Here is a 20,286-nt window from a genome sequence, read left to right as displayed (position 1 = left end):
ACTGCCAAAATTGAATACACGAGTTCATTCTTACGCGACCTAGCCCTACCTAGGTTTAGCTCAGAGGAAGCACTCAGGCGGAACGATTATATAAACCACCAGGGAGTAATCATGCAGATTGGAATACCGAGAGAGAGTCTCGTCGGTGAGACTCGGGTCGCCGCGACCCCTGCCACCGTCGAACAGCTTAAAAAGCTCGGCTTTGAAGTTGTTGTTGAGGCCAATGCTGGCTTACTGTCTAGCTTTGACGATGCCGCTTTTGAAGCCGCAGGCGCGAAGATCACGATAGAGGTTTGGCAAGCGGATCTGATTTTTAAAGTCAATGCACCGACCGATGCTGAAATTGCGCAAATTAAAGAAGGCGCGACCTTAATCAGCTTTATCTGGCCCGCTCAAAATGCTGAGTTGGTCGAGAAACTGTCTAAACGCAACATCAATGTGATGGCGATGGACATGGTGCCACGTATTTCCCGTGCCCAATCCCTCGATGCTCTCTCCTCTATGGCCAATATCGGCGGTTATCGCGCCGTTGTTGAAGCAGCGCACCACTTTGGCCGTTTCTTTACTGGGCAAATTACCGCAGCGGGCAAAGTGCCACCTGCCAAAGTGCTAGTGATTGGTGCCGGTGTAGCCGGTCTTGCGGCCATTGGTACCGCAGGTTCTTTAGGTGCCATCGTTCGCGCCTTCGACACGCGCTTAGAAGTGGCCGAGCAAATCGAATCCATGGGTGGCCAGTTCCTTAAGCTGGACTTCACCAATGAAGATGGCAGCTCATCGGACGGTTACGCAAAAACCATGTCAGATGAGTTTATCGCCGCTGAAATGGCATTGTTTGCCGAACAAGCCAAAGAAGTCGATATCATCATCACCACCGCGCTGATCCCAGGGCGACCAGCGCCTAAGCTCATCACCAAAGCCATGGTCGATAGCATGAAAAGCGGCTCTGTGATTGTCGATATGGCAGCACAAGCGGGCGGTAACTGTGAGTACACCCAGCCAGGCGAGCTATTCGTTACCGAGAATGGCGTAAAAGTCATCGGCTTTACCGATCTTCCCGGCCGCTTGCCCGCGCAATCGTCTCAACTTTACGGCACTAACTTAGTCAACCTGATGAAGTTAATGTGTAAAGAGAAAAACGGTATTGCCAGCATCAACTTCGATGATGTGGTCATGCGCAATATGACTGTGGTGAAAGAAGGCCAAGTCACCTTCCCGCCGCCACCCATTTCGGTGTCAGCAGCCCCAGCGAAACCTACCGCTAAGGTGGAAGTGAAATCCGCTCAAGCCAAAGCGCCTTCAAAACTCAAGTATATTCTCGCCGCCCTTGGCGCTGCCGGCTTTGCCGCCGTAGCCTCAGTCGCACCAGCCGAGTTTTTATCCCACTTTACGGTATTTATCCTGTCCTGCGTGGTGGGCTATTACGTGGTGTGGAACGTGTCCCACTCACTGCATACGCCTTTGATGTCTGTGACTAACGCAATTTCAGGCATTATCGTGGTCGGCGCTTTGCTGCAAATTGGTCAAGGCTCAACCTTGGTCACTGTGCTGGCGTTTATCGCCGTGCTGATCGCCAGTATTAACATCTTCGGCGGTTTTACCGTCACTCAGCGCATGCTGAAGATGTTCCGTAAGGATTAAGGGGGTATAACGTGTCTCAAGGACTGGTAACAGCAGCTTACATCATTGCCGCCGTGCTTTTTATCTTCAGTCTCGCTGGATTGTCGAAACAAGAAACGGCCAAACACGGCAATTTATTTGGTATTACAGGTATGGCCATCGCCCTACTGGCGACCATTTTTAATCCAGACACCAGCGGTGTCGCCTGGATTATTGTCGCCATGGTGATTGGTGGTGCCATCGGCGTGCGTTTAGCACTGAAAGTCGAAATGACGGAAATGCCTGAGCTCGTCGCGGTGCTCCACAGTTTTGTGGGTATGGCCGCGGTGTTAGTGGGCTTTAACAGCTTTATCGACTTACACCCAGAACAAGTATCACAAGTGGTTGTGGCCGTGGGCGGGGATATGAACTCCACTCTCGCAGCCGTGCAGAATGCGCTGAGCGAAGCGGCAAAAGCGGCTGAAAACGCGCATATGACTGGCGCTATGCTCAACATTCACTTAGTGGAAGTCTTCCTCGGGATCTTTATCGGCGCGGTAACCTTTACCGGTTCTATCGTCGCATTTGGTAAATTACGCGGATTAATTTCATCTAAACCGTTGATGTTGCCACATCGCCATAAGCTAAACCTCGCTGCGGTATTGGTATCACTTGGCCTGTTAGTGTACTTCGTGCAAACCGGTGGCACTATGCCAGCCCTACTGTTGATGACACTTATTGCCTTCGCCTTTGGCTGGCACTTAGTGGCTTCTATCGGTGGTGCGGATATGCCGGTTGTGGTTTCAATGCTGAACTCCTACTCAGGTTGGGCAGCGGCAGCAGCGGGCTTTATGTTGTCAAACGATCTGCTGATCGTGACAGGTGCGCTCGTGGGCTCATCGGGTGCGATTCTGTCTTACATCATGTGTAAGGCGATGAACCGCTCGTTTATTTCGGTTATCGCAGGTGGATTTGGTACCGATGGTGTGGCCTCCTCTGGTGATGAAGAAATGGGCGAATACCGCGAAACCAACGCCGAAGATGTGGCGGATATGCTGAAAAATGCCTCTTCCGTTATCATCACCCCTGGCTATGGTATGGCAGTGGCACAGGCGCAATATCCTGTGGCTGAAATCACCCAAAAACTGCGTGACCGCGGCGTAAAAGTGCGCTTTGGTATTCATCCGGTAGCAGGTCGTTTACCTGGCCATATGAACGTACTCTTGGCCGAAGCTAAAGTTCCCTACGATATCGTGCTTGAAATGGACGAAATCAACGAAGACTTTAGCGATACAGACGTAGTGCTGGTGATTGGCGCGAACGACACAGTCAACCCTGCGGCGATGGAAGACCCGGGCAGCCCAATTGCGGGCATGCCAGTGCTCGAAGTATGGAAAGCGCAAAACGTGATTGGCTTTAAACGCTCAATGAACACGGGTTATGCGGGTGTACAAAACCCTCTGTTCTTCAAAGACAATACCCAAATGTTGTTCGGCGATGCTAAGGCCAGTGTTGAAGCGATTTTAAAAGCGCTGTAATCCGTTTAAGCACTGAATCACTCGATACAAAACTCAAAGGGAGCCGTTGGCTCCCTTTGCTTTTTAGAGGGTTTTATTGCGCTAGGCTTCACATACTTTTAAGCCTGCTCAGCTAGTCTCTGCGCAGTTTATCGCTTCAGGTAAAAGGAGATATCATGCTGCTTGGATTATTTATGCTGTCGGCAATATTAATCAAAACGTCGTTATTAGGGCTGGGTTGGATATCAATTGGTATCGGCGTTGGGGGTTATCTTTTTTGCCGTTTTTACCACATTAATCTTGCGGACCTACTGGTCAAAAAATTTAGACGGCTTTTTATCAGTGGGGCGATATTACATCTGCTGCTGTATCTAGGCCTTATTGTAAAACTCTTCCTGATCGATAGCCTAGAGGATATTCCGGCCTTTTTAATCAGTCATTTGGTATTCCACCATGCACTCTGCGCACTCATTGCAGCCGCCCTTACCTTTATGGCGATTGGCGTTTACCTTAGCCAGCAAAAGCTAAAGCTAAAGCTAGCGGATACTGCTCCACCTTCACTCCTTAACTGACACCTTAAAAGCTAAAAGTCTCGCCCCTAAAAGCCAAAAGGAGCCACAAGGCTCCTTTTGATAGCAATTCATTTTTGATTATGCCGCTTTAGCAATATCAAAATTAGATAACAACATCACAGCTGTACGGCCGAGTAAATGATTGATGGTACGATCGCCCACTAATCCTAATTCTGCAATGGCTTGCTGACGTGCAGTGCTTACCGCTCTAAACAGAGTGATTTCATTATTGGTGCCGCCGCAAAGGCTGAAGAATAATCTTAACACTGCGCGGTAATGCTCTTCTTGCATCGCTTGCATCCAAGAGGTTTCTAGCGCTTCTTGGCTAGAGAAGTCGAGCGCAGCAACAAAAAGATTGCCAATACGGCTGTCTAAGCGAATTAAAAAGTCGTTCTTCCGCGGAAAGTGGTGACTAATACCTGTGCGGCTAATCCCCGTTGCTTCAGATAACGTGGTATAAGACATAGTCTCAAAGCCAATAGTCAAAATTTGTCTTAACGCTTCATCCATAATCTGATTGATGGTTTGCTCAGTCTGTACTCGCGAGCGCTTAGCCATAATAAAGTCTCCCACTGTTCTTTTTGTGGGATAGAGCTTACCAAAGCCTTTCAGGGATTACTGCTGTTTAAAAACGTGAAACAAGTGTATTTCACTTTTGTTCAGCTAGGGTTCAGTTTTAAACGGAGGATTTCATCGCTTTTATTTACATATTTATAACATTGAATTTTGTACTAACCAGTCGTGTGCTTTTTGTTCCCCCATTAACAATGTTAGGGTAGGCGTTAAATAACGCCCAAGATCGGATTTACGCCAAAACAGGTATTCTGGCAGGGGTTGTAGCACGGTATCACTAAAAGTTCGTTGTATTAAACTCGAATATTCACGCAAAACCTGCGGTTCAATTTGTACCATTTGAGGATAAAAATCGGCTACAAAATCACGATAGTGAGTATATTGAACGATTTGAGTGACCTGATATTTATTTAACACCTGTATCATCATTGGTGTCGTCCAGTGTGACATATATTGCGAACTTGTAAGCGCCGCTAGGTTGCGCCGATGATACTGCTGCCAAGCTAAATCAAAATTGCCTTTAGCATTGGCAATACACCAGATGAGATACAGATCCGCTAACCATTCATGCTGATAAGGTGTTAATTCCTTAGGTAATAAACTCCCCTGCAACGCCAAGTTTTCAAGGTGGCCTAGTTCATGCCAAAGGGTTAATTGTGCTTGTTCTTTTAGATCTAATTGGTAGGTAATACCATCAATATTGGCCAGTTGGATCTCTGGTGTTTCTTGCTCATTGACGAGTATTAGGCCGGAGAAATGACTATCTTCAACAGGTAATACCATGGCACTGCGAAGCCCAAGCTCTGTTTTAAACTGAGCCTCGCTGTGGGGGAGCTGTTCACGAACCTGAGGTGGAAATGTTGCCAGACACAGACTCAATTGCGCTAAAGGACAAAGTAACGCCTGCTTATCGGCAATAGGCACCCAAGTTAAGCTTGATATCAGAGTCAGTGCAATTAAACTCACTGTTTTGCCATGATATTTTGGATAATCGCCGTAGTAGAGATGCCGTCTTCAAATCCCAACACTTGCACTTGGCCGCCCGCAGCAATGACCTCGGCGCCACCCGCAATATCTTCAACCTTATAATCACCACCTTTCACTAAAAGATCCGGTAGTAATCTGGCGATGATCCGTTGTGGTGTATCTTCACTAAAAGGCACCACCCAATCGACGGCTGCTAATCCTGCCAACACCGCCATACGTCTATCCACTTGATTAACTGGGCGACCTTCGCCTTTTAAGCGTTTGACTGAGGCATCGTCATTCACTGCCACGATCAATCTGTCGCCTAAGGCTTTGGCTTGCTTGAGGTAACTGACGTGCCCCGCGTGCAGAATATCGAAGCAACCGTTGGTCATCACCACTCTCTCGCCACGTAATTTGGCTTGTTCTAGAGCGTAAGCAAGTTGATCTTCACTCACCACCCCAAAACCAGACTCACCGTGATGCAGTGCTAGGGCCTCAATCAACTCAATACGAGAAACCGTAGAAGTACCCAGTTTACCCACTACAACGCCAGCGGCAGTATTGGCAATCGCACAGGCTTGCGGTAACTCAGCACCCGCGGCTAAAGACGTTGCTAAAGCTGAAATCACAGTATCACCAGCGCCTGTTACGTCATACACCTCACGGGCGACTGTTGGGATGTGTAATTCAGGGGCATTGGCCGTCACTAAAGTCATGCCCTTTTCAGAGCGGGTGACTAAGATAGCGTCGAACTGGTACTTGTTCAGTAATCCGCGAGCCTTTTCGAGTAGATCTGCTTCAGAGGTTACCGCGCCAACCACGGCCTCAAATTCACTCATATTCGGTGTGATGAGCGAGGCGCCATGGTAACGGCTAAAATCGGAACCCTTAGGGTCAACCAGTACTTTTACGCCTTTGGAACGAGCCAGCGCGATAAAATCCTGCGGCTTATCGATAGCACCCTTCGCATAATCTGATAGCACGACCACATCGACCGAATCGAGTAAGGCCTCAGACTGCTTAAGTAAGCGCGCACTGTCCTGCTTATCGAAGGACTCTTCAAAGTCGAGGCGAATAAGCTGTTGATTGCGCGATAACACCCTAAGCTTGGTAATGGTCGGTTTATCGGCAATTTTCAACCATTGTGGTTCAACCCCAAGTGCTTGTACGCCAAGCGTTAACGCTTTAGCCGTATCATCCTCACCGACTAAGCCCGCCAATTGCACTTGGCCACCTAAGGTCGCAATATTTAGCGCCACGTTAGCCGCCCCGCCCGGTCTATCTTCGACTTGGTTAATCTTCACCACGGGCACTGGCGCCTCGGGGGAAATACGTCCCGTAGGCCCAACCCAGTAGCGATCTAACATCACATCGCCGACGACTAACACTTTGGCTTTTTCAAATGCTGGCAGAGAAACCTTCATAGCGCTCTTATCAGTTGCAGAAATTAAACCGTGATTGTACCTAATTTTCAGCAAAAGATGAGTTAGAATAAGCAGTAATTTTCAAAAGTAGTGAGTATTTTTGTGGTCGAGAAAGCTGAATTTTCATCATCTTTATATCATCCGAAACACTGGCCCATGTGGTTTGGGGTGTTAGTGATGCGGATTACCCAAGTGTTGCCTCTATCATGGCAGATGAAATTAGGCAAAGGCATGGGTCGATTAGTCAAGGCACTTGCGGCCAGTCGAACCCATACCGCGCGCCGAAATTTAACCCTCTGCTTCCCGGATATGCCAGAGGCCGAGCGAGAAGCGCTCCTCACCCGTAACTTTGAAGAAACGGGTAAAGCGATTTTCGATACCATCAATGCCTGGTGGTGGTCCGATGAAAAAATCCAACAACATATGCAGATCACTGGCAAAGAGTACGTTCAAGACACCTTAAATGCTGGTCATGGCGTCATCCTGTTTGCAGTACATTGCCTACCGCTGGAAATGGGCGCGCGTATTTTTGGTCAATTCCAACCCGGTGTTGGGGTGTACCGCCCACATAACAATCCCGTGATGGAATACCTGCAAGTGAAAGGTCGATTACGTTCGAATAAAGCCTTAGTGCCGAAACGCGATCTACGCCAGATGGTGCGTTGTTTACGTAACCCCGATGTGATTTGGTATACCGCTGACCAAGACTTTGGCCGCTCCAGTGCTGTGTTTATTCCCTTCTATGCCGTGCCCGATGCCGCCACTATTACTGGCGCAACCACGCTGGCAAAGTTAGGTAAGGCCAAGGTATTACCCTTCTTTGTTGAGCGCACAGAAGGAGATACGGGCTACCGGATTGAAATCATGCCTCCATTAGATAATTTCCCAGGTGAAGACGAAGTCGCCGATGCCATCCGTGGTAACAAAATTATTGAACAGATTATCGATAAAAATCGTGCTCAATATATGTGGCTCCATCGCCGCTTTAAGACGCGCCCGGATCCAACGGATAAGTCCTTATATAAGTAAGCTTTTGGTTAATCACATCGAGATAATCGCTTAAAAGAGAATACAAAATGCCAAGCAATCGCTTGGCATTTTGTTTATATCTTTCTGCCTAAGGCATCTTGTAGGGCTCTAAGCGCTTAAACATGGTAGTTAAGCACAACACTTAAACCAGATTAAGCCTCCGCCGGTAAGCGAATACCCACATTGGTGACTTTGCCTTCATAGAGTCCCGCAACGACCCAATGGAGTGATTGCCATTGAAACTGGTCCCCAAGTACTGGATGCGCACCTAGCTCTAAAGCAACTAAATCAGCTACAGTCATGCCGCCGGTTTCATCGTCTAATGTTAAGCCATAGATAGGTGCAAGATCCGCCAATTTAACCTCGGTATCGATAAAGAAGTCACCAAAGAAACGTGGAACCTCCTTGGTTTCAGGGGCTTGGCTAAAGAGGTTACTCAATGCTTCAAGGCTCTTTTCCTGCCCGAGTACGCACAGAATATCACCCGCCTCTAAGCACGTACTTCCCGAAGGATGCAATAACCTATTATTGCGAAATACTGCCGCAATACGAGTACCATCGGGCATTGCTAAGCGTTTTAGCGGTTCACCAATACACCACTTACTTTCACTCAAACGATAGACAAACACTTCCCATTCGCTGCTCGGGTAAATTTCAACCCCCGAACGCGAAACGGGCAAAGGCTTTGGGGGCAATTCTACCTTTGCTAAGCGTGCAGCCGTAGTGAGTGACGCCCCTTGGACTAGCAGAGAGACTAACACCACAAAAAAGGCCAAGTTAAAATACAATTGTGCCCCAGGAAGCCCAGCCATCATTGGGAATACCGCTAAAATAATCGGCACGGCACCACGAAGCCCGACCCAAGAGATAAACCAGCGGTCACGGCTGCTAAAACTCTTAAAGGGCAGCAAACTTAGCCATACCGCTAAAGGTCTGGCAAACAGGATCATCCCAAAGGCCAGTGCTAAGCCCGGCAGCCAAATATCTAATAGATCCGAGGGGGTTAGGAGTAGTCCCAAGACGAGAAACATGCCGATTTGACTCACCCAAGTCATTCCATCCAATACGTTTAATATCGCATGACGTCCACGAGTTGGCTTATTACCGAGGAATAGGCCAACTAAGTAAATCGACAGAATGCCACTGCCACCTAGCTTGTTCGATGCAGCGTAAATAATAAGGCCGCCACTGAGCACGAGAATCGAATATAGACCTTCAGCGAGTTGACTTAAGTTCACCAATTTCCATAGCAGCCAGCCACCACCCAAGCCTAATAAAATTCCCAGCCCAAATTGTTTAATAAAGCTAATCAGCATAAAGCTTGCAGAGAGCTCGGCATCGACATTGCCGAGAATGGCAATCAAGGTGACAGTTAAAAATACCGCCATAGGGTCGTTACTACCCGATTCGATTTCCAGCGTTGCTCCAACCCGCTCATTAAGGCTGCGTCCCTTTAACAGTGAGAATACCGCCGCCGCATCGGTAGAGCCGACAATCGCTCCCACAAGCAAACCTTGTAGCCAATGTAAGTCAAATAGCCACGCAGCCATAATGCCTGTGATACTGGTGGTGATCGCCACCCCAAAGGTTGCCAAGGATAACGCAGGCCACAGTGCGACCCTGAAGCTCGCGACCCGAGTGCGCATACCGCCATCGAGCAAAATAATGGCTAAGGCTAAGTTACTGACAAGATAAGCGGTTGAATAATCATCGAAGAGAATACCGCCGGGACCATCTTCACCAGCAAGAATACCTACGGCGAGGAAAATTAATAAGATAGGAATCCCAAGACGGGATGACATGGGACTAAGCAAAACACTCACGGCAGTAAGTAAGGCACCGATCAGAAAAAAACTATTGATGGAATCTGCATCCACACATGCCTCCTTAAATGCTGCTGGCTCAGCTAAACGATAGCAAAAACACCTAGATTAAAAATGACTCAATTAAAAATTTCAGTGTTTCTATACTAGCATAAAAAATGCAGATTATTGGAGTTTTAAATATTAAATTTCAATCATCTACACTAAAATAATCATCAACAGCAACTTTAGGCTAATTTTCAGATAAAAACACATAAAAAGACAAATACAACCAGAACATCAAACCATAAGCATAAATAAAATAAAGCTTATATTTATCAAGTTCTTTAAAAAATAAATCCGACACAAACTTTCCATTTTTAATCAAAAAAATATCGGTAACCATCTAAAAAGACACTATATCGATAAAAACACACACCTAACTATATTTATCGCCGCAATACCTTGAAAGACCACATTAAATTGAATAGTTCATTGTGTTATCAACATTGGCCCACCAATGACTGTCATAAAGACAATTAATGTCATTGTGACAAACTTTATTGCTATCAAAAAGACACTGCTAAGAATTTAAATTAATTTTTTTTCCTTTATTTTCAATAACAAAAATACTTGGCACATATTGCGCAATAGCAAATTACAGGTATCAAAATGACGTTGGATTAAGGGGATTTATGAGCAAACAAAAACTCACCGCTATCGCACTATTATTAGTGTTGATTGCCTCATTTACTGTACTACTGAGCGTAGGCAGTGAAATTTATCGAGAAAAACCACCCATTCCCAGTGCATTTGTCGATGTGAATGGCCAAGTTATCTTTAGTGAAAATGATATAGAACAAGGTCAATTAGTATGGCGATCAATGGGCGGCCATCAACTCGGTTCGATTTGGGGACATGGCTCCTATGTCGCCCCCGATTGGACCGCAGACTGGTTACACATAGAAGCCCAAGCTTGGCTCGACCTGCGCGCCAAGCAACAATATCAAACGCCTTTCGAGCAACTAGGTTCCCAAGAAAAAGCGGGGCTTGAACAAGCATTAAGGGATGATTTACGCCATAACAGTGTTGAACAACAGATCGATGGCACTCAGCTTATTAGGCTATCGACCACACGAGTAGAAGCAATTCGCACGGTTAATCAACACTATTTATCCTTGTTTGGTGATGACCCTAAACTCAGTTCACTACGCGAACAATACGCCATGAAAGAGGGCACAGTGCCCGATGTTACACGCCGTGAACAACTTAATGCGTTCCTGTTTTGGGGGGCTTGGGCTGCCATCACTGAACGCCCAGATGCACCCTATACATACACTAATAACTGGCCGTTCGATCCTCAATTAGGCAATACTCCCACCTCGGATAATATTGTCTGGTCGATACTCAGTATCGTGACCCTGATAGCGGGTATTGGTGGATTGCTATGGCACCATGCCAGCGGTAAGCACGAAAGTCTGCCTAAGCCGTCGGAACAAGACCCGCTGTTTTTCACTAAACCAACCGCTTCACAAAAAGCCGTCGGCAAATACTTCATTACGGCGATAGGTCTCTTTTTACTGCAAATTTTACTCGGAGGTATTACCGCTCACTATGCGGTAGAAGGCCAAGAGTTTTATGGTTTACCTATTGCGGAAATACTCCCCTATTCAGTAACGCGTACTTGGCACACCCAATTAGCCGTATTTTGGATCGCCACGGCTTGGTTAGGTACAGGACTGTATATTGCTCCTGCATTATCGGGCCATGAACCCAAATATCAACGAATAGGCGTTAACGTACTCTGGGTAGCCTTAGTGGTGGTTGTGCTCGGTTCAATGGCGGGCGAATGGATTGGGGTACAGCAGTATTTTGATCTCGATATGAACTTTCTCTTTGGCCATCAAGGATATGAATACATAGATCTGGGTCGAGTATGGCAAATCTTACTCCTCGTTGGATTATTGATTTGGCTCGCCCTAGTCACCGCCGCCATCAAACCCGCCCTCAAAGTTCAAGGCGAGATGCGCCCTGTTATTTGGGTACTCTATGCCTCCTGCGTCGCAATTGGTTTGTTCTATGGCGCCGGCCTCTTTATGGGCAAACACTCCAACTTAGCGATTGCAGAATACTGGCGTTGGTGGGTAGTACATCTGTGGGTTGAGGGCTTCTTCGAAACCTTTGCGACTGCCGTTATCGCCTTAATGCTGGTACGTTTGGGCTTAATCCGTGGCCGTAGCGCCAACGGTGCGGTCTTGTTTACAACAGTAATCTTCTTAACCGGTGGTTTAATCGGCACTTTACACCACCTCTATTTTACTGGCACACCAACCTCGGTTATCGCCTGGGGCGCAATTTTCTCGGCCTTAGAAGTGGTGCCTTTAGCCATCATAGGTTTTGAAGCAATGGAAACCTACCGCTTGCGTAAAGCCAGTCCATGGATGCAGCGTTATCACTGGGCGATTATGTTCTTTGTGGCTACCGCGTTTTGGAACTTGGTCGGTGCCGGTATGCTGGGCTTCTTAATCAATCCACCAATCTCGCTCTATTACATTCAAGGGTTAAATACCACTGCCACCCACGGTCACGCTGCCTTTATGGGGGTTTATGGCATGCTCGGCATGGGACTAATGCTTTTCTGTCTGCGCGGTCTAACTGGCAATATGCAGTGGAATGACAAAATGCTCAAAGGCGCCTTCTGGAGCCTCAATATTGGCCTAGCGGCTATGGTGTTTATGTCACTATTACCTGTAGGGATTACGCAGTTTTTTGCGGTCATCGACCATGGCTATTGGTATGCGCGCTCACCAGAGGTCATTCATAGTCCGCTGGTTGAAAGACTGGTATGGATGCGTATGTTTGGGGATATCATCTTCAGTATCGGCGGATTATTGATGGGCACCTTCTTATTTGACTTAATTAGAAAGGCCCTGAATAAACCTGCAAAGTTACAAGGGGAGCAATTACTACCAGACCACTAACACGAGACTAAATAACGGTTAGTCCCATACCAAGGTGCCATTGCTGGCACCTTGGTTGCCTAATCTCTAGCAGCTACGTTACGGAGAGTCATTCCTGCATGCATTTTGCTGTTAGTCGTGTTTAAACTACATGTGTCAATATAACAATCAATGGTATAAATCAGGGTAATCTAGCTGCTGGAGTTTTTATGGCCCTTAGTCAAACCGATCTTACCCGTATCGCCCTCGATATCACCTCAGGTTTAGCCCATAGAGACCGATTCTCACGGCTGCTCAACACCGTTAGAGAAAACTTACACTGTGATGCCGCTGCGCTACTCACGTTTCATGGTCAGTATTTTACCCCACTCGCCATCGATGGTTTGAATGATGACGTACTAGGCAGACGTTTTATCCTTAATGAGCACCCAAGGCTTGAGGCTATTGCCCGTGCGGGGGATATAGTGCGCTTCCCAGCTGACAGCGAACTTGCAGACCCTTACGATGGTTTAATCCCCAATCAAACAGGCGCATTAAAAGTGCATGCCTGTATTGGACTACCGTTATTTGCCGATGAACAGCTTATCGGGGCCGTAACTATCGATGCCTTTAATCCTCTGCAATTTGATCAATTCAGCAATGCCGAGCTACGCAGTTTAAGTGCCATTGCCGCAGCATCTTTAAGCAATGCTTTACTGGTTGAAAAACTTGAACGTATGGCCCTAAACAGCCATTCAACCCATGCACAAGAAAATAGCCCTAACCTGAGTCAGAATGCCGAAATCATTGGCCATTCGCCCTTAATGCAAAGTTTAAACCGAGAGATTGAAGTCGTAGCCCATAGCGATCTGAATGTGCTGATCTTGGGCGAGACTGGTACAGGCAAGGAGTTAGTCGCCCAGGCGATACATCAAAAATCTGCAAGATCCAGTAAACCATTGGTCTATCTAAATTGTGCAGCACTCCCCGAATCGGTTGCCGAAAGCGAACTCTTTGGTCATATCAAAGGTGCGTTTACAGGTGCAATTAGCCATCGCAGTGGCAAATTTGAAATGGCCGACAAAGGGACACTCTTTCTAGACGAGATTGGCGAACTGCCCCTCACACTCCAGGCCAAGTTATTGCGGGTCTTACAATATGGCGACATACAAAAGGTAGGTGATGATCGCAGCCTAAAAGTCGATGTCCGCATCATAGCCGCAACCAATAAAGATCTTAAAACAGAAGTGCTTGCAGGTCGTTTTAGGGCAGACCTTTACCATAGGTTAAGTGTATTTCCGATACTGGTTCCGCCCTTACGGGAGCGCGAACAGGACATCACACTTCTGAGTGGATTCTTTGCTGAACGCTACAGGCAAAAACTCGGGATGAAACAACTTAATTTCAGCAACAGTAGCCTACTCTTGCTCAATCAATATACTTGGCCGGGTAATGTACGCGAACTAGAACACGCTATCCATAGGGCGACGGTTCTAGCACGCGTAACCGCACGGGACGGCTGCTGCACCATTGCGCCACAACATTTCGATTTACCTGTTACACTTAACACCTCAAAAATGAGTTCATTGGCAATTACGCCGTTGAGCAATGCAACGCAAATCCAGCAAGAGTTTGTTAGCTTATCCCTAGCAACCGACACATTTCAGCGCAACTACATCAAACAAGTCTTTACCACACATACTGGCAATTGGGCTGCCACGGCAAGGACATTAGGAGTTGACCCAGGTAATCTGCATCGGCTCGCAAAACGTTTAAAGCTAAAATAAGCAATAAATACGCTTTATGAACCATATTTCAGTTGAAATAATATCCAAAATAAGGAAGGATGCGAGCTTCGCGCGCCAGTGCATTGTGTATTACAATTTGCCGCCCGATTTTGGGAAGAAACTGCCGCGTAAAACAGGTTATTTTATTAACAGGAATCGTAGTATCCGCTTATGAGTATGCTTCGCACCACAGCTTTATTATTGACTTTGGTTTTTCCAAGTCTCTCCGCTTTAGCAACGGAATACCCTTTACCGTCTTCTAAGAGCCGGTTAGTTGGCGAGAACCTGTATTACACAGTGCCAGAGGGTAAACATACCCTCGAAGATATTGCCGCTCAGTTCCAACTCGGCCTAAGCAACTTGCTGGAAGCAAACCCTGGTGTTGATCCGTTTCTTCCAAAGCCAGGCAGTAAATTGTTAATTCCTAAACAATTAATTCTGCCCAATGCGCCACGTGAAGGCATAGTTATCAACGTTGCTGAAATGCGTCTGTATTACTATCCAAAAGGCAAAAATACCGTGGAAGTTCTACCTATCGGTATTGGCCAAATTGGTAAAGACACGCCAGAAAACTGGGTAACCAGCGTGCAACGTAAACGTGCTAACCCGACATGGACACCAACGCCACGCATTCGTAAAGAATATGCGGCAAGGGGCGAAATTCTGCCAGCGGTATGGCCAGCAGGTCCAGATAACCCAATGGGGCTCTATGCACTCTACATTGGTAACTTGTATGCCATCCATGGTACCAACGCAAGCTTCGGTATTGGTTTACGTGTTAGCCAAGGCTGCGTGCGTTTACGTCACGATGACATTGAACATCTGTTCAAAACCGTGCCAGTTGGAACACGTGTACAATTTGTTAACCAACCGATTAAAGCGACCGAAGAGCCAGATGGAAAGCGTTATTTAGCCGTGCATCAGCCGCTATCACGCACTATTGCTGAGTTTGAGTCAAACGAACCTGTGGCAATTGCTTTACCAAAAGACATCGCTAAGTTTATTGCCAAAGCTGATACCGACTCCAGCGTGATCAAAAAGCTACTGGACGAGCGCACAGGCGTACCGACAATTATTAATCAATAGTTGTATGGCTAGTACGCAGTTAACGCTGCTTACTCTATAAAAATACCCGCCTTGGCGGGTATTTTTATATTGGTTGCAATCAAGCTTTATAATCAATCACATAAAGGCGCGCATAGCGCTAAGAAGTGGGTCATTGCCGCGCTATTTGCTAACACCCGTTGATCAAAGTTTTGCAACGCTGGCGTTTCGGTACAGGCGCCAACACGCGCGCCACTGCGCACTAAACATGCCTCAAACGAGGTATCGAAATGGTTGAAAATCAAGCCATCTTTAACCGGGCAACCATCAATCTCACCATCAACAGCAATGGGGAAATATCCTGCCAGCGTATCGCGTAAATCGAGACTAAAACGCCCTGGCACTTGGCTTGGCTCAAAAGAATAAACATAAGCTTCATGACTTAAGACGTCTTCATGGCAGGTTAAAATACCATCACGACTCGCCGCAATCAGTAATTGTGCGTGTTCTAACAGTAATTTACCTTCAACTGAGGTGCTCTCATTTGCCTTAGGTTTTCCGTTTTCAAATACAAAGCCTCGGTTAGGGTTTTCACCAAATTTGTTAAATCGGTGGCCGCGTTTAAACCCCGTTGGATTCACCAAGGGCAAAATACTTAAGTTTACCCGTTCGAATAATTCGACTGATGCTTCACTTAAAAAGTGCAGTAATCCCCAAGGACCTGCTGACTCTTCACCGTGAAATCCAGCGCTGATCAATAATGAAGGTAAGCCAGATTTCGCGGCAGGTGACTGATACAGACTGACACTGTATTTACCCACGTCACCGAGTTTTTTCTCAACCATCCCCAAACGGGACATTTCCTGCTCAAGCTGTAGATAAAAATTATCGATATCAGTGCTTTCACAGTTAAAAATATCGCTTTTCCACTGAAAGGATTCGAACGGAGATCTGCTTACCATATCTTGTACTTATGCCAGAAAAAGAACTGTGCCATCATAGCAGCTCTTTACAAAAACTGAATGCTATTCAACTGATTTAGATGAAATCCGACGAGTGTCTGACGCGCCAACACCACCACTGCGTTATGCCATCAATCGGAAATTGAGATGGGATGCCAAATGAACACACACACCCGCCTTGGACTTGCTATATTGGTGATGCTGCTTAGTCCAGCGCTCAAGGCACAATGTCAAATCGAAGGCGCTGCAACGCTATATCAATTAGAATCACGCATCGAAACTTACTCCCTCGCCAATGGCCTTACCGTACACTTATTGCCCCTTGAGGATAAACACACCCTCACCATTGCCAGCCAATTTACTGTGGGGGCGCGCAACGAGACTAAGGGGCAAACGGGATACGCGCATTTGTTCGAGCATATGTTATTCAAGGGCAGTGAACAGGCACCCGGCGACACCTATGCACAACAGCTAAGTGCCTTAGGCGCCCGCTTTAATGCCAGCACCCACTTCGATTACACCAATTACTATGTCACTCTGCCGAGCCAAGCCCTCGCCTTGGGCTTGTTCCTCGAGGCCGATCGTTTTATTCGCCCCAATTTGACCGAAACCACAGTGAAAAATCAGCAAGAAACCGTGCTCCAAGAGATGGCGCAGACCATAGATAATCAACCCTATGTGCGTAGTGCGATGGAATTTCTGCTAGCACAGGTTAAAGATACGCCCTATGGCCACGGTATTATCGGTAGCCGTGAGGATATTACTCAGGCAAGTCCCGAGCGGTTAATCGCCTTTCATAGCGCCCATTATCGTCCCGATGCGATGCAGCTATCTCTGGTCGGTAAACTTCCCTCCGACGTCAAGTCGCTTATAGCACAACACTTTAGTGCTTGGCCCACGCCTAATCAGCCGATTGCAAAATTTGACGAGCTAAAAATCAACCCTAAGCCCGTGCATGCGGAGCTCATCGATGAACGTGGCCCTTGGCCCGGCTTACTGCTTGCGTGGCATACGGTAGGTAAAAATCATCCCGATGCTGCCGCTATACGCCTGCTCGAAGGCTATTTATTTCAAAATACTCGCAGCGCCCTCGCACAAATCAGCCTGCACGATCCGGCACAAATGCTGAGTTATTCACTGCCCTTTGAGCTAGAAAATCATGGCATAACCAATCTGGTATTAGTGCCAAGGGCAAAAACCTCCCTTAATGCGCTAACCGACATGGTCTTAGCGTTAATTAAGCAAACCCAACAAACTCGCATAAGTGATGCAACGCTTTGTCAGCTCAAGCAAACCTGGTTAAACCAGCGTTTAGGGCAGCTCGACAACACTCAATCCCTAGCCACCTTACTATCCGCCACCGACAAACAGGATCAAGCCCATCCCTTAACGGCGCAATGGGAAAGGATTAACGCAGTAACCACAGCGGATATCCAGCGCGTTGCCCTGCAATACTTTACTCCCAATATGGTCAGGGTTGATCTGTTACCGCCTTGGTATATCCGCTTTGGAAAAACCTTACTCGAATGGTTACCCACAGGTGTTAGCGATGATTTAGAGGATGCAGTGCTATGATGAAAACATTCAGATACAACTGCTTAATGCCAACATCAAGATTATCTAACGCGCTGCAAACCATGAGTATTGGGCTTATTGCAGTCATACTTGGCGCCTGTCAGCAGATGCCGCTTAGCTTTACCCCAACTCAAGCGCCCAGTTTGGCAAACTTTGATACCCAACCCAACCTACCTCAAGTCGGGAATATTTATCTTCCCAATGAGCAACCTTTTATTGATGTCACCCCCAATGGCGTCACCCTACCTTACCAGTTACAGCGTACGACTAGCGCGACTCAAAACCTTAGTAACAGAATGAGCCTAGTAGCAATTAGCCCCACTATACCCTTTGATAATCCTGATATTTTACAAGTCGCCTTTCAGGAAAAAGCTCGTAGCCTAGCGCTGACCCAAGCCGATGCTTGCCTTGAAACCTTCGAAACTCGAGTCACGCTGCATAGCATTAATATCAGCTTAACGTGCCCCGCATCAGCTAATCATCTCTACCAGTTACTGATACAGTTTTGGCAGCCCGATGCATTTAGTGAAACGGCGGCAATCGATATCGATAATATTCGCCGTCAATTGAAGCTTAATAAGCATTTAAATGCCTTTAGTGGCGCCGAAATCGATAAAGTCTGGCGGGACAAACTCCTAGGGACAGCACATCCCTACAACAAGAACATCAACAATCAGGCCTTGTTTGACTCACTTAGCCTAAGCGAACTGTCGCGGCTACAGCAGAACACCTTTGCTCAGGCAAACTGGCAGTTATTTTTACCTAATCATGCGCAAACCGAGTTTGATATTAAGCAGAGCCTCAGCCAGTGGCCAACTCGCATAAATACGGACTCTCCATCACACCTCATCAACACTCAACAGCCACCACAATCCCGCACGCTGTATTTGATTGATGCACCGGGTAGTGTGCAAACACAAGTGCGAATAGGGTATGCCCTCGACGATAAGCATTTATCATCGCAGGATATGCCGTTAGCTTGCCGCAGCTTAGCCGCACTCTTAGGACGCAGTTTTTCCGGACGACTCTATTACGATTTGCGAGAAAAGCGCGGTTTGACCTACGGGATCTATGGTCAGTGCGCCAATGCACCACTCTCCACTAGCATCAAGTTTTATGGCAGCACGGCAATAGAACATACGGGCGCCTTTGTGGTGGGGATCTTAGATCATTTGAAACTGCTGGCTTCAACGCCTGCAAGCGAAGGGGAATTAGCCGCCCTAAAAACCTATCTGATTGGCGAAGCCTTGTTAACGCAAGATAATCCTAACCTGAGCGAAAGCCAATTTATTCATCAACAGGTGCTTGGATTAGCTCCACAATCAATACAAGCCATAAACCTTAAACTGCAGGCGCTATCGCCCAATCAGTTGATGCAATTAGCACAACAAACGTTTTATGGTGAACCTCTAATCATTTTACGGGGAGATGTCGCCAAGATCTCGGCGGATCTCTCAGCTAAGCTGCCGGGATGGCAACTAGAGGAGGTCAAGGTGAATGATTGATATCGTTATAATTTATCCTTAGGAACATCACTCGCGTTGCCTTGCTGTAACATTTGGGCATGGCCTTGTTCCATTTGCGCTAAGTCTTCCATGGCAGCGCCCGAGTCGATATTCGTATGGGCTTGATGATGTTCAGCACTGCTGGTCTCGACCTTATCCGAGGTTATCAATGCAGCATTTTGCGACTCGTTATCGGTAGCGGCCATAACGCTATTTGGCGCTAAAGAGTCATCTTTTACTGGCGATAACAACATAGACTCAGTTGTCACTGACGGACTCGGCTCAGTACTCACTGACGTTGAAGCCGCTTGACCAAGGGTTGTGAACCATGAAGTCAACGGTGTTGGTGCCATCATTCCAGCAACCGCGATGAGCGCAACTGCGGCAGCGCCATAGGACAACCATTTATGTACTCCCTGCCGAGGATCTTTAGGCTCGCTGGCATATAAGGCGTTAACGTGAGCGGTTTTCGCATTGGAAGCAATAACGTCTGGCGCTAAGGTCTGAAGTAAATCGGGCAAATGATCCAATTCAGTATTTTTTAGGCGCTGACCGATAAATTGTCCGCCCTCATAAATCTCTAATTGATGGCTCAACACTTCGCCTTCAACGACACCAGAACTCATAATCACTAACTTATTACAACGCACTTTGCCACGAAAAACCCCGCAAACTCTCAGTTCATCACAACTCACGTCACCCGTGATCTCACCGCCAAACTCGATTTTAATCAGTCCAGCACCGCGGATCTTACCTGTTAATGCCCCCGAAACGAATGCCGTGCCCGCCAGTTGCATCTCACCTTCAATTGCGGTTGAGGCACTGATAAATGTGGCACTATGGCCTTTGCTACCCATAGGTTTAGTTCCAGATCATTATTTTTGTGAAAAAGATGTTAAGTTAAAAATTCTCAATAATAAAGCATTGGATTCCTTTGATATTTAACTAGGCTGTGTTTTAGACAAGATTTTAGCCCTGCAACAATCTATGTT

The 20,286-nt window shown here is 47.0% G+C and carries 15 protein-coding genes; 9 read left to right on the top strand and 6 right to left on the bottom strand.

Annotation, left to right across the window (positions count from 1 at the left end):
* Positions 1-111: 111 nt before the first annotated feature.
* From HG547_RS05085 to HG547_RS05075, 3 genes are all read left to right on the top strand, one after another.
* Positions 112-1,638 (top strand): Re/Si-specific NAD(P)(+) transhydrogenase subunit alpha, encoded by a 1,527-nt coding sequence (locus HG547_RS05085; protein ID WP_169547187.1) that lies wholly within the window; start codon positions 112-114, stop codon positions 1,636-1,638.
* 11 nt (positions 1,639-1,649) lie between these two features.
* Complete coding sequence (gene pntB / locus HG547_RS05080) at positions 1,650-3,134, top strand: Re/Si-specific NAD(P)(+) transhydrogenase subunit beta (protein WP_037421695.1); 1,485 nt, start codon at positions 1,650-1,652, stop codon at positions 3,132-3,134.
* Positions 3,135-3,289: 155 nt separating this feature from the next.
* Positions 3,290-3,685 (top strand): hypothetical protein, encoded by a 396-nt coding sequence (locus tag HG547_RS05075; RefSeq protein ID WP_169547186.1) that lies wholly within the window; start codon positions 3,290-3,292, stop codon positions 3,683-3,685.
* 78 nt (positions 3,686-3,763) lie between these two features.
* Here the strand turns inward: HG547_RS05075 and HG547_RS05070 are convergent, their stop codons facing one another.
* From HG547_RS05070 to hldE, 3 genes are all read right to left on the bottom strand, one after another.
* Positions 3,764-4,243, bottom strand: coding sequence for a TetR family transcriptional regulator (locus HG547_RS05070; RefSeq protein ID WP_037421701.1), 480 nt, complete (start codon positions 4,241-4,243; stop codon positions 3,764-3,766).
* Positions 4,244-4,396: 153 nt separating this feature from the next.
* Positions 4,397-5,224: a hypothetical protein gene (locus HG547_RS05065; RefSeq protein WP_169547185.1), complete on the bottom strand. Its 828-nt coding sequence runs from the start codon at positions 5,222-5,224 to the stop codon at positions 4,397-4,399.
* Entirely contained in the window at positions 5,221-6,651 is a 1,431-nt protein-coding gene (hldE, locus tag HG547_RS05060) for a bifunctional D-glycero-beta-D-manno-heptose-7-phosphate kinase/D-glycero-beta-D-manno-heptose 1-phosphate adenylyltransferase HldE (RefSeq protein ID WP_069454345.1), read from the bottom strand. The genes HG547_RS05065 and hldE overlap by 4 nt, the downstream gene beginning before the upstream one ends.
* A 102-nt stretch (positions 6,652-6,753) precedes the next feature.
* Between hldE and HG547_RS05055 the strand changes: the two genes are divergently transcribed.
* Positions 6,754-7,680 (top strand): LpxL/LpxP family Kdo(2)-lipid IV(A) lauroyl/palmitoleoyl acyltransferase, encoded by a 927-nt coding sequence (locus tag HG547_RS05055; RefSeq protein WP_037421862.1) that lies wholly within the window; start codon positions 6,754-6,756, stop codon positions 7,678-7,680.
* Between the two features lie 152 nt (positions 7,681-7,832).
* Here HG547_RS05055 and HG547_RS05050 read toward each other — a convergent pair whose 3' ends face one another.
* Complete coding sequence (locus tag HG547_RS05050) at positions 7,833-9,557, bottom strand: potassium/proton antiporter (protein ID WP_037421709.1); 1,725 nt, start codon at positions 9,555-9,557, stop codon at positions 7,833-7,835.
* Between the two features lie 620 nt (positions 9,558-10,177).
* Here HG547_RS05050 and HG547_RS05045 point away from each other — a divergent pair.
* The 3 genes from HG547_RS05045 (at position 10,178) to HG547_RS05035 (ending at position 15,294) form a co-directional block, all read left to right on the top strand.
* On the top strand, positions 10,178-12,463 hold the full coding sequence (locus tag HG547_RS05045; RefSeq protein WP_169547184.1) for a nitric-oxide reductase large subunit: 2,286 nt from the start codon (positions 10,178-10,180) through the stop codon (positions 12,461-12,463).
* Between the two features lie 188 nt (positions 12,464-12,651).
* Positions 12,652-14,208: a nitric oxide reductase transcriptional regulator NorR gene (gene norR, locus HG547_RS05040; protein WP_169547183.1), complete on the top strand. Its 1,557-nt coding sequence runs from the start codon at positions 12,652-12,654 to the stop codon at positions 14,206-14,208.
* 171 nt (positions 14,209-14,379) lie between these two features.
* Positions 14,380-15,294: a L,D-transpeptidase family protein gene (locus HG547_RS05035; protein WP_037421718.1), complete on the top strand. Its 915-nt coding sequence runs from the start codon at positions 14,380-14,382 to the stop codon at positions 15,292-15,294.
* 92 nt (positions 15,295-15,386) lie between these two features.
* On the opposite strand, the gene HG547_RS05030 is transcribed toward HG547_RS05035, so the two are convergent.
* A complete protein-coding gene (locus HG547_RS05030; RefSeq protein WP_037421721.1) occupies positions 15,387-16,214 on the bottom strand; it encodes a M14 family metallocarboxypeptidase in 828 nt (275 codons plus the stop codon).
* 159 nt (positions 16,215-16,373) lie between these two features.
* Here HG547_RS05030 and HG547_RS05025 point away from each other — a divergent pair, with 159 nt between their 5' ends.
* Positions 16,374-17,789: a pitrilysin family protein gene (locus HG547_RS05025; RefSeq protein WP_169547182.1), complete on the top strand. Its 1,416-nt coding sequence runs from the start codon at positions 16,374-16,376 to the stop codon at positions 17,787-17,789.
* A 26-nt stretch (positions 17,790-17,815) separates the two neighbouring features.
* On the top strand, positions 17,816-19,294 hold the full coding sequence (locus HG547_RS05020) for an insulinase family protein (protein ID WP_169547205.1): 1,479 nt from the start codon (positions 17,816-17,818) through the stop codon (positions 19,292-19,294).
* Positions 19,295-19,299: 5 nt separating this feature from the next.
* Here the strand turns inward: HG547_RS05020 and HG547_RS05015 are convergent, their stop codons facing one another.
* Positions 19,300-20,151 carry a polymer-forming cytoskeletal protein gene (locus tag HG547_RS05015; protein ID WP_169547181.1) on the bottom strand — a complete coding sequence of 284 codons (852 nt, stop codon included), beginning with the start codon at positions 20,149-20,151 and terminating at the stop codon, positions 19,300-19,302.
* Positions 20,152-20,286 lie beyond the last annotated feature (135 nt).

It is taken from the genome of Shewanella sp. DNRA4 (assembly GCF_012843185.1).
GTDB classification, from domain to species: domain Bacteria; phylum Pseudomonadota; class Gammaproteobacteria; order Enterobacterales; family Shewanellaceae; genus Shewanella; species Shewanella xiamenensis.
Note: the sequence above shows the minus strand (reverse complement) of the source record. Positions and strands in the feature narration are given on the sequence as shown.